Consider the following 10,596-nt stretch of genomic DNA (forward strand, 5'->3'; position numbering starts at 1 on the left):
CGACGTTTACTCTCCTCCCCCCCCACCAGCCGCTTGCGGCGTGCGCGGGGGCCCCCCCCCCCCCCCCCCCCCGCCGGGCCCCCCCCCCCCCCCCCCCGCCCGCCCCCCCCCCCCCCCCCCCGCTTCTCGTTGGCGACGAGGATGCCGTCGCCGCGATGGGCTTCGCCCCGGCGCGGGCGGCGATCGGTTCGTTGGCCTGAACGCCCGTCACCGAACTTGCGCACCGCGCCGCTTGACCTGCAAGGTGAGCCATCTGTAGCCGGAGGGGCGGGGGAGCGGGTGCCGGAGAAAGTGGGCGTGGTCGGACCGCGTACGGCGGACCAGCCGGGGGCGGCCGGGCACGAACCGGACGGTGAGGCGCGGGGACCGGGCCGGATGCGCCGGATGCCGGCCTGGGCGACCACGGTCCTGGGCGTCTTCCTGCTGACCGACCTCGTCGTGGTGTGCGGGGCGTTGCTCAGCCTGTGGCCGGCGCTGCTCGGCGTCGTCCGGGCGGGCGCGGCGCCGGGCGCCACGGCGCGGTGGTCGCCGTTCGGGCTCAGCGGCTGGGCGCTCACCGCCGACACGGCGATGCTGCTCGCGGTCGTCTGCTGCAGCGCGCTGGGCAGTTTCGTGCACGCGGCCACGTCGTTCGCCACGTACGTCGGCAACCGGCGGCTGTATGCCAGCTGGCTGTGGTGGTACCTGCTGCGGGCGGGCATCGGGGTCGCGCTCGCGCTGCTGGTGTACTTCCTGCTGCGCGGCGGCCTGTTCACAGGCAGCTCGGGCCCCGCGGCCACCAACCCGTACGGCTTCGCCGGGATCGCCGGCCTGTGCGGGCTGTTCTCCAAACAGGCCACGGACAAGCTCCGCGAGGTCTGCGACACGATCCTCAGCACCCGCACCGACGGCGACCGGGACCGCCAGGACAAACTGGAGACTGCGGCCGCCCAGCCGCGGGACGGGACGGCGTAAGCCCCCTTCGGGTGCGCCCCGCGGTCAGCCCGGCGTTGCGAGCAGGTGGTTCAGCGCGCGGCCGAAGACCGTGCGGGACGCCGTGCGCAGGAGGGGGTCGGCCGGCGCGGGCAGGAAGCGCACGCGCAGTTCCTCCCGCCACACCACCCGGGTACGGCCCCCGGGGCCCGGGTGTGTCTCCAGCTCCGCCCAGCCGAGGACGACGCGGCCGCGTTTCTCCAGGCGGCACAGGCCGGGTCCGTCGTCCGTCGGCGGCTGCCAGGCCGTGACCTCCATCGGGTCGGCGAAGCCGAGCGGGCCGAGCCCCGTGCGGGCCACGACCACCGTGCCCTGCCGGGTCGGCCCGGCGGGGACCACGACGACCCGGGTCAGCGGCACCGCGGCGCCGTGCCGGGGCCAGTTCGTGAGGCGGCGCCACACCTCCGGCTGGGGGAGCGGCACCGTACGTTCGAGTCGGAAGTGGACCACGCCGGGATCCTAGGGAATGCGGCCGGTTCAGCGGCGCGCCCGCCGGCCCGCTCACCCTTTCGCGTCCGGGTGCGCTCCGCCGCGTGGCCTCAGGGCCGGTACACCTCTCCCGGCTCCGCCTTCCCCGGGGCGAGGAGCTGCGGCACCGTCACGAAGACGTAGCCGCGTTCCTTGAGGGCGTCGATGATGCCGGGGACCGCGGGCACGGTGCCCGGGTAGATGTCGTGCAGCAGGATGATGCCGTCCCGGGACGCCTGGTCGAGCACGCGCTTCTGGATGAGCGCGGAGTCGTTCGTCGTGTAGTCCTTCGCGGTGACGCTCCACAGGACCTCCGCGAGGCCCATCTCCTTGGAGATCTTGTTCACCGTGTCGTTGGTGCGGCCCTGCGGCGGACGCATCAGCGTCGGCCTGTGCCCGGTGAGCTTCTCTATCGCGTCGTTGGGGCGCTTGAGTTCCTCACGTATCTCGTCCGGCTCGATCTCGGTCAGTATCTTGTGGTCCCAGGTGTGGCTGGCCACCTCGTGCCCCTCGGCCGCCATCCGCTTGACCAGCTCCGGGTACTTCGTGATGTGCCGCTCGCCGAGCAGGAAGAACGTCGCCGGCACCTGCTTCTGCTTCAGGATGTCCAGCAGCCGCGCGGAGTTCTCGCTGGGCCCGGCGTCGAAGGTGAGCGCGATGCACTTGGCCTGCCGGCAGTCCACGGTGCCGTAGCGGGCCGCCTGGACGGTGGCCGCCGGGTGGGCGCGGGCGTCGCTCGGCGCGGTGGTGTCCAGGCGGGTGCACCCGCTCAGCGCCAGCGTCACGGCGGCGGCGGCCGAAAGGATCGCCGCGCCGCGGAACGCGGTCCCCGTTCTTGTCGTCTTCCTGCTCAGTGAAGGCATGGAGCGACTATACATAGCGTGTATACGCAGAGTGTATAGCCCATCGATCGCTACCCGATTCCATGAATGTGACGCTGCTCACCGGTTACTCGCGCGGACACGCAAGTGAAGCGAGAGTGAGGAGAGCCCCGTGAGCGCATACCCCTGGCGCCGGGTGCTGGTCACCGGCGGAGCCGGATTCGTCGGGTCCCATCTGTGCGGGCGGCTGCTGGACGGCGGCTGCGACGTCGTCTGCCTGGACAATCTCGCCACCGGCTCCCGGGCCAACGTGGCGGATCTGAACACCCGCCCCGGCTTCCGCTTCGTCCGCGGCGACGCCACCGACCCGGCCGTGTGGCAGGCCCTGCCCGGCCGTTTCGACCTGGTGCTGCACTTCGCCTGCCCGGCCTCCCCGGCCGACTATCTGCGGCTGCCCCTGGAGACCCTCGAGGTCGGCTCCACCGGCACCCGCCTCGCCCTGGAGCGGGCCCACGCCGACGGCGCCCGCTTCCTGCTCGCCTCCACCTCCGAGGTCTACGGCGACCCGCTGGAGCACCCCCAGCGCGAGACCTACTGGGGCAACGTCAACCCCAACGGGCCGCGCAGCGTCTACGACGAGTCCAAGCGCTTCGCCGAGGCCCTGGTCACCGCCCATCGCGGCGTCCACGGCACCGACACCGCCGTCGTGCGGATCTTCAACACCTACGGCCCCCGCATGCGCACCGGCGACGGCCGCGCCGTGCCCACCTTCATCGCGCAGGCCCTGGACGGGATGCCCCTCACCGTGGCCGGCGACGGCGGTCAGACCCGCTCGCTGTGCTACGTCGACGACACCGTCACCGGCATCCTCGCCCTGGCCGCCTCGGGCGAGGCCGGCCCCGTCAACATCGGTGGCGCCGACGAGATCACCATGCTGGAGCTGGCCCGCCGGATCATCGACCTCACCGGCTCCGCCTCCCGGGTCCGCTTCGTCGAGCGCCCCGTCGACGACCCCTGCCGCCGCCGCCCCGACACCCGGCTCGCCCGCGAGCTGCTGGGCTGGCAGCCCCAGGTCGACTGGACCGAGGGTCTGAAGCGGACGATCGGCTGGTTCTCGCGGTCCGTGGCCGCCTGAGCCCTTCGCTAGAGGGTCATTTTGTCCTTATGTGGGGTGAAAAATCACTGTTTGGGCGCTGTAGTCGTCTTCATGTGTTTGAGACAGCTGCACCGCGGCACCCGCTCAGCCCAGAGCCCCCGACCGCCTCCCGGGACGGAGCAAGCCCCATGCGCATCCTTGGAATCAATGCCCTGTTCCATGACCCGGCCGCCGCTCTGGTCGTGGACGGACGCACCGTCGCCGCCGCCGAGGAAGAGCGTTTCAGCCGCCGCAAGCACGGCAAGCGGCCCCTGCCGTTCTCCGCCTGGGAACTGCCCGAACTGTCGTCGCGCTGGTGCCTGGACCACGCCGGGCTGCGGCCGGAGGAGCTCGACGCCGTCACGTACTCCTTCGACCCGAAGCTTGCCCGGCCCGCCGCCGACATGGGCCTGAACGACCCGTGGGACCCGCTGCGCCTGGAGTACGCCCGCCGCGCCCCGGAGTTCCTCGCCGAGGCACTGCCCGGCCTGGACCCCGAACGGGTCGTCTTCGTCCCGCACCACGTGGCGCACGCCGCCTCCGCCGGGCCCGCCTCACCGCACCCCGACAGCGCCGTCCTGGTCCTGGACGGCCGCGGCGAATCTGCCTCCCACCTGGCCGGACGCTTCGACGACGGCAAGCTCGACACCCTGCACACCCAGGCCCTGCCCGACTCCCTCGGCCTGGTCTACGAGGAGCTGACCGAGCACCTGGGCTTCCTGCGCTCCAGCGACGAGTTCAAGGTCATGGCGCTCGCCTCCTACGGCAAGCCCCGCTTCCTCGACCGGCTCCGGCAGCATGTCCACGCCACCGGCGACGGCGGCTTCCGGGCCCACGGCGTCGACTGGGCCGCCTTCGCCCCCGCCCGCGGCAAGGGCGAGCCGTGGACGCAGGACCACGCCGACCTGGCCGCCAGCGCCCAGGCCGCCCTGGAGGAGACCCTGCTGGAGCTGGTGCACTGGCTGCACCGCGAGGCCGGCGGCGAGGCCCTCACCATGGCCGGCGGCGTCGCCCTCAACTGCGTCGCCAACTCCACGATCGCCCGGCGGGGTCCCTTCCGGCACGTATGGGTGCAGCCCGCCGCCGGTGACGCCGGCACCGCGCTCGGCGGTGCTCTCTTCCTGGCCGCGCAGGCCGAGGACACCGAGCCCATGCCCGGCGCCGACCTGGGCCGCGGCTGGAGCGACGAGGAGCTGCGCGCCTGGCTGGAGACGGCCGGCGTGCCCTACGAGCGCCCCGACGACATCGCCGAGGCGGTCGCCGAGGAACTCGCCCGCGACGGCATCGTCGCCTGGTTCCAGGGCCGCAGCGAGTACGGCCCGCGCGCCCTCGGCCACCGCTCGCTGATGGCCCACCCCGGCCGCGAGGAGAACCTCGAGCGGCTGAACCACGTCAAGGGCCGCGAGGAGTTCCGCCCGGTCGCGCCCATGGTGCGCGCCGAACGCGCCGCCGACCTGTTCGACGGGCCGCTGCCCAGCCCGTACATGCTCTTCGTGCACGACGTGCACCCCGCCTGGCGCGACCGCATCCCCGCCGTCGTCCACGTCGACGGCACCGCCCGCATCCAGACCGTCGAGGAGCGCTCCGAACCGCTCGTCGCCCGCATGCTTGCTGCGTTCGAGCGCCGAACCGGACTTCCCGTCGTCGTCAACACCAGCCTCAACACGGCCGGCCGGCCCATGGTCGACGACCCGCGCGACGCCCTGGAGTGCTTCGGCTCCGCCCCCGTGGACCTGCTGGCGATCGGACCGTACGCGGTGCGCCGGGGCCGGGCCTACGCGAAGGGACACGGCGCATGACCGCATACGCCGTGGTGATCCCCACCCTGGTGCGCGACACGCTGGCCGACTGCCTGGCCGCGCTCGCCGCCGCCACCGGGCCGCGCCCCGACGAGATCGTCGTCGTGGACGACCGGCCCGGCCCCGACCCGGACCCCGAGGCGCTGGACCACCCGCTCAGCGTCCTCGGCGACCTGCGCGAGCGCACCCTCGTCGTCACCAGCGGCGGACGCGGCCCGGCCGCCGCCCGCAACACCGGCACCCAGGCCGTCACCGCGCCCTGGGTGGCCTTCCTCGACGACGACGTCCAGGTCGGCCCGCACTGGTGCGACCAGCTCGTGCAGGACCTTCAGGAGGCCACCCCGGACACCGGCGCGGTACAGGGCGTCATCGCCGTGCCCCTGCCCGGGCACCGGCGGCCCACCGACTGGGAACGCGCCACGGCCGGCCTGGCGCAGGCCCGCTGGATCACCGCCGACATGGCCTACCGCACCGAGACCCTCAAGCAGCTCGGCGGCTTCGACGAACGCTTCCAGCGCGCCTTCCGCGAGGACGCCGACCTCGCCCTGCGCGTGCTGGACGCCGGCTGGCGCATCCGCCAGGGCCGGCGCACCACCCGGCACCCGGTGCGGCCCGCCGACCGCTGGGTGTCCCTGCGCGCGCAGCGCGGCAACGCCGACGACGCCCTCATGCGCTACCTGCACGGCCCCGACTGGTGGCACCGGGCCCTCGCCCCGCGCGGCCGTATCCGCGGCCACATCGCCACCACCGCTGCCGGGCTGACCGCCGTCGGCTGTGCGCTCACCGGGCACCGGCAGGCCGCCGTCCTCGCCGCGCTGGGCTGGGCGGCCGGCACCGCCGAGTTCGCCTGGGCACGCATCGCGCCCGGACCGCGCACCCGGCACGAGGTCGACACCATGCTCGCCACCAGCGTGCTCATCCCGCCCGCGGCCACCTGGCACTGGCTGAACGGCCTGGTACGGCACCGCGGGGCCGCGCCCTGGCGGGAGGTGGCGCTGTGACGGCGATCCGCGCGGTGCTCTTCGACCGCGACGGCACCCTCGTCGAGGACGTGCCCTACAACGGGGACCCCGACCGTGTGCGCCCGATGCCCGGCGCCCGCGAGGCCGTCGAGCTGCTGCGCGCCCACGGCATCGCCACCGGCGTCGTCACCAACCAGTCCGGCGTTGCCCGCGGCCTGATCTCCGAGGCCGACGTACGCCGCGTCAACGAGCGCGTCGACGAACTGCTCGGCCCGTTCGACGTGTTCGCGATCTGCCCGCACGGCCCCGACGACGGCTGCCACTGCCGCAAGCCGCAGCCCGGGATGATCCTGTGGGCCGCCGGACGGCTGTGCACGCCCCCCGGCCGGCTCGCCGTCATCGGCGACATCGGCGCCGACGTCGAGGCCGCCCGCCGGGCCGGCGCCCACGGCATCCTCGTCCCCACGCCGGTGACCCGCCCCGAGGAGACGGCGAGCGCCGAGCACGTGGCGCCCAACCTTCACACCGCCGTCCGCGCCCTCCTCGACGGCCCGCCCCACGGCCATGTCCTGGCCGACGAGCGGCCCGTCGCCGACGCCTACCGGGAGGCGCGATGAGAGCTGTCGTCACCCGCCTCGACAGCTTCGGCGACGTCCTGCTCGCCGGGCCCGCGATCCGTGCCGTCGCCGCCCGCGCCGACCACGTCACCCTGCTGTGCGGGCCGCTCGGCGAGCCCGCCGCCCGCATGCTGCCCGGCGTCGACGAGGTCGTCGTCTGGAACGCCCCCTGGGCCGGGTTCGACCCGCCGCCCGTCCGCCGCACCGAGATCGACGCGCTCACCGAAGCCCTCGACGCCGACACCGGGCTCATCCTGACCTCCTTCCACCAGTCGCCGCTGCCCACCGCGCTCGTGCTGCGCCTGGCCGGGGTGCGGCGCGTCGCCGCCGACAGCGTGGACTACCCCGGCTCCCTGCTCGACGTACGCCACCAGCGCGCCGAGCACGCCCACGAGGCGGAGGCCGCTCTCGACCTCGCCGAGGCCGCGGGCTTTCCGCGGGTCGACGACGGACACCTCGCCGTCCTGCCCCCGCCCGACACCGGCGAACTGACCGGCGACCAGCCGTACGTCGTCCTGCACCCCGGTGCCAGCGTCCCCGCCCGCGCCTGGAGCCCCGGCCGCTGCGCCGAGGCCGTGCGCGAGCTGACCACCGCCGGACACCGCGTCGTCGTCACCGGCGGGCGCGGCGAGCGGGAGCTGACCGCGCGCGTCGCCGGAGACACGGCGCTGGACCTCGGCGGCCGTACCGGCGCCCGGGAGCTGGCCGGCGTCCTCGCCCGCGCCGCCGCCGTCGTCACCGGCAACACCGGGCCCGCCCATCTCGCCGCCGCCGTCGGCACCCCCGTCGTCTCCCTGTTCGCCCCCGTCGTACCGGCCGAGCGCTGGCGCCCCTACGGCGTGCCGTACGTGCTGCTCGGCGACCAGAGCGCGCCCTGCGCCGGAAGCCGGGCCCGCACGTGTCCCGTCCCCGGCCACCCGTGCCTTCAGTCCGTGTCCGCCCACGACGTGGTCGCCGCAGTGGAGAAGGTGATGCAGGCATGAGGATCCTGATCTGGCACGTGCACGGCTCCTGGACGACGTCCTTCGTCCAGGGCCCGCACACCTACCTCGTCCCGGTCACCCCCGACCGCGGCCCCGACGGCCTCGGCCGCGCCCGCACCTTCGACTGGCCCGACAGCGTGCTCGAAGTGCCGCCCGAGCGCCTGCGCGAGGAACAGATCGACCTCGTCGTCCTGCAACGCCCCCATGAACTGGCCCTCGTGGACGAGTGGCTGGGCCACCGCCCGCCGATGGTCTACCTGGAGCACAACGCCCCGCACGGCGACATCCCCGACACCCGGCACCCGATGGCGGACCAGTCGGCGATCCCGATCGTGCACGTCACCCACTTCAACCGGCTGATGTGGGACAACGGCCAGGCCCCGACCGCCGTCGTCGAACACGGCATCGTCGACCCCGGCCCGCTGTGGACCGGCGAGGTGCCGCATGCCGCCGTCGTCGTCAACGAGCCCGTACGGCGCGGCCGCACCACCGGCACGGACCTGCTGCCGTTCTTCGCCGAGGCCGCCGCGCTGGACGTCTTCGGCATGAAGACCGACCGGCTGTCCCTGCCCGGCATCCGGACCTTCGACCTGCCGCAGCGCGAGCTGCACGCGCAGATGGCCCGCCGCCGGCTCTACCTCCACCCGGTCCGCTGGACCTCCCTCGGCCTGTCCCTGCTGGAAGCGATGCACCTGGGGATGCCCGTCGTGGCGCTCGCCACCACAGAAGTGACCGAGGCGGTGCCCGAAGGCGCCGGGGTGGTCTCCAACCGCATCGACGTACTGAAAGACGCCGTACGGGACTTCGTCGCCGACCCGCTGCACGCCCGCGCCGTCGGCGAGGGCGCCCGCGCCGCGGCGCTCGCCCGCTACGGGCTGACCCGCTTCCTGGACGACTGGGAGCGGCTGCTGAAGGAGGTGACCCGATGAGGATCGCCATGGTGTCCGAGCACGCGAGCCCCCTCGCGGTACTCGGCGGGGTGGACGCCGGTGGCCAGAACGTGTATGTGGCCCGTCTCAGCGAGGAACTGGCGAGCCGCGGACACGACGTCACCGTCTACACCCGGCGCGACTCCACCGACCTGCCCGACCGGGTGACCATGCCCGGCGGCACCGTCGTCGAGCACGTGCCGGCCGGGCCGCCCCGGCCCGTCCCCAAGGACGAGCTGTTCCCGTACATGCCCGGCTTCGGCGCCCACCTGGCGCGGGCCTGGCAGCGCGAGCGACCGGACACGGTGCACGCCCACTTCTGGATGTCCGGCATGGCCGCCCGCATCGGCGCTCACCCCCACGGCATCCCCGTCGTACAGACCTACCACGCCCTGGGCACCGTCAAGCGGCGCCACCAGGGCCGCCGCGACACCAGCCCCTTCGAACGCGTCGGCATCGAGCGGCAGTTGGGCCTCACCTGCGGCCGCGTTCTGGCCACCTGCACCGACGAGGTGTACGAACTCGCCGACATGGGCGTCTCCCCGCAACGGGTGTCCGTGGTGCCGTGCGGCGTGGACGCGGACCACTTCCACCCCGGGGCCCGCGACCGCCGTCATGTGCCGCCGCGCGAGCAGCGGCACCGGATCCTGTCCTGCGGCCGGCTCGTGCGCCGCAAGGGCTACGACAGAGCGATCCGCGCCCTGACCCGCATCCCCGACACCGAACTGCTCATCGCCGGCGGCCCGCCGCCCGGTCTGCTGGAGACCGACCCGGAGGCCGAACGACTGCTGAAGTTCGCCGAACGGGCCGGAGTCGCCGACCGGGTGCGGCTGCTCGGCGCCGTCGACCCCGCGCACATGCCCGCCGTCATGGGCAGCGCCGACCTGGTGCTGTGCACGCCGGTGTACGAGCCGTTCGGCATCGTGCCACTGGAGGCCATGGCGTGCGGCGTGCCGGTCGTCGCCACCGACGTCGGCGGCCACAAGGACACCGTCGCCGACGGCGTCACCGGACGCCGGGTGCCGGCCGGGGACGCGTGGGCGGTCGCCGAGGCCGTACGGGACCTCCTCGGCGACGGCGAACTGCGCCGCCGTATGGGCGAGACGGCGCGTGAACGCGTCCTCGCCCGCTACACCTGGCACCGGGTCGCGGACGGCGTCGAACAGGTCTACCGCCAGGTCGCCGTCGGACGCGGCCTGCGCACGGAGGTGGCGTGATGAGTGCCCCCGCACACACGAAGGGCGGCGGCACCAGTGCCCCCGCAACCAGGAAAAGTGACGGCACGAGCGCCCACGCACCCGCGAAAGGTGGCGGCATGAGCACCCACGCACCGTCGCCGGTGGCGGCCCACTGCGACGAACTCCTCGACGCGCTCGGCCAGTTCAGGGAACGCTCCTACCTCACCGAGCGGTGGGGCGAACAGCTCGCCAAGGTGCTCGGCGGCGGCGGACGGCTGCTCGCCGCGGGCAACGGCGGCAGCGCCGCCCAGGCCCAGCACCTGACCGCCGAACTGGTCGGCCGCTACCGCGACGACCGGCCGCCGTTCTCCGCGATCGCCCTGCACGCCGACACCTCCGCCACCACCGCCATCGCCAACGACTACGGCGTCGACGAGGTGTTCGCCCGCCAGGTCCGCGCGCACGGCCGCCCCGGCGACGTGCTGATGCTGCTGTCCACGTCCGGCGCCAGCGCCAACCTGCTGTCCGCCGCCGACGCGGGCCGCGAGGCCGGGCTGAGCGTGTGGGCCCTGACCGGGGCGGCGCCCAACCCGCTGATGGCGGGCAGCGACGAGGCGCTGTGCGTGCCCGCCGCCACCACGGCGACCGTGCAGGAACTCCACCTGGTCGCCGTCCACATGATCTGCCAGGCGTTCGACGCGGCAGTGGAGCGCATCCACGGGAGGTGACCGG

The 10,596-nt window shown here is 74.1% G+C and carries 11 protein-coding genes; 9 read left to right on the top strand and 2 right to left on the bottom strand.

The genetic code is table 11. From position 1 onward, the window contains the following. Positions 1-279: 279 nt before the first annotated feature. Positions 280-954: a hypothetical protein gene (locus ACF1GV_RS38270; protein WP_391690828.1), complete on the top strand. Its 675-nt coding sequence runs from the start codon at positions 280-282 to the stop codon at positions 952-954. Positions 955-978: 24 nt separating this feature from the next. On the opposite strand, the gene ACF1GV_RS38275 is transcribed toward ACF1GV_RS38270, so the two are convergent. Both ACF1GV_RS38275 and ACF1GV_RS38280 read right to left on the bottom strand, forming a co-directional pair. Continuing rightward, positions 979-1,422, bottom strand: coding sequence for an SRPBCC family protein (locus tag ACF1GV_RS38275; RefSeq protein WP_391690831.1), 444 nt, complete (start codon positions 1,420-1,422; stop codon positions 979-981). Between the two features lie 89 nt (positions 1,423-1,511). Further along, positions 1,512-2,303 (bottom strand): polysaccharide deacetylase family protein, encoded by a 792-nt coding sequence (locus tag ACF1GV_RS38280; RefSeq protein WP_391690834.1) that lies wholly within the window; start codon positions 2,301-2,303, stop codon positions 1,512-1,514. Positions 2,304-2,433: 130 nt separating this feature from the next. Between ACF1GV_RS38280 and ACF1GV_RS38285 the strand changes: the two genes are divergently transcribed. The 8 genes from ACF1GV_RS38285 (at position 2,434) to ACF1GV_RS38320 (ending at position 10,592) form a co-directional block, all read left to right on the top strand. Further along, positions 2,434-3,396 carry an NAD-dependent epimerase/dehydratase family protein gene (locus tag ACF1GV_RS38285; protein WP_391690837.1) on the top strand — a complete coding sequence of 321 codons (963 nt, stop codon included), beginning with the start codon at positions 2,434-2,436 and terminating at the stop codon, positions 3,394-3,396. A 149-nt stretch (positions 3,397-3,545) separates the two neighbouring features. Beyond that, on the top strand, positions 3,546-5,195 hold the full coding sequence (locus ACF1GV_RS38290; RefSeq protein ID WP_391690840.1) for a carbamoyltransferase: 1,650 nt from the start codon (positions 3,546-3,548) through the stop codon (positions 5,193-5,195). Continuing rightward, positions 5,192-6,196, top strand: a complete 1,005-nt coding sequence (locus ACF1GV_RS38295; protein WP_391690842.1) for a glycosyltransferase family 2 protein — start codon at positions 5,192-5,194, stop codon at positions 6,194-6,196. The genes ACF1GV_RS38290 and ACF1GV_RS38295 overlap by 4 nt, the downstream gene beginning before the upstream one ends. After that, on the top strand, positions 6,193-6,774 hold the full coding sequence (locus ACF1GV_RS38300; RefSeq protein WP_391690845.1) for a D-glycero-alpha-D-manno-heptose-1,7-bisphosphate 7-phosphatase: 582 nt from the start codon (positions 6,193-6,195) through the stop codon (positions 6,772-6,774). Before ACF1GV_RS38295 ends, ACF1GV_RS38300 begins: the two co-directional genes overlap by 4 nt. After that, positions 6,771-7,757, top strand: coding sequence for a glycosyltransferase family 9 protein (locus ACF1GV_RS38305; protein WP_391690848.1), 987 nt, complete (start codon positions 6,771-6,773; stop codon positions 7,755-7,757). The genes ACF1GV_RS38300 and ACF1GV_RS38305 overlap by 4 nt, the downstream gene beginning before the upstream one ends. Then, on the top strand, positions 7,754-8,686 hold the full coding sequence (locus tag ACF1GV_RS38310) for a glycosyltransferase (protein WP_391690850.1): 933 nt from the start codon (positions 7,754-7,756) through the stop codon (positions 8,684-8,686). Before ACF1GV_RS38305 ends, ACF1GV_RS38310 begins: the two co-directional genes overlap by 4 nt. Continuing rightward, positions 8,683-9,903, top strand: coding sequence for a glycosyltransferase (locus tag ACF1GV_RS38315; RefSeq protein WP_391690853.1), 1,221 nt, complete (start codon positions 8,683-8,685; stop codon positions 9,901-9,903). The genes ACF1GV_RS38310 and ACF1GV_RS38315 overlap by 4 nt, the downstream gene beginning before the upstream one ends. 98 nt (positions 9,904-10,001) lie before the next feature. Beyond that, positions 10,002-10,592 carry an SIS domain-containing protein gene (locus ACF1GV_RS38320; RefSeq protein ID WP_363262092.1) on the top strand — a complete coding sequence of 197 codons (591 nt, stop codon included), beginning with the start codon at positions 10,002-10,004 and terminating at the stop codon, positions 10,590-10,592. Positions 10,593-10,596 lie beyond the last annotated feature (4 nt).

It is taken from the genome of Streptomyces sp. NPDC014006, from assembly GCF_043088925.1.
Taxonomy (GTDB): Bacteria; Actinomycetota; Actinomycetes; order Streptomycetales; family Streptomycetaceae; genus Streptomyces.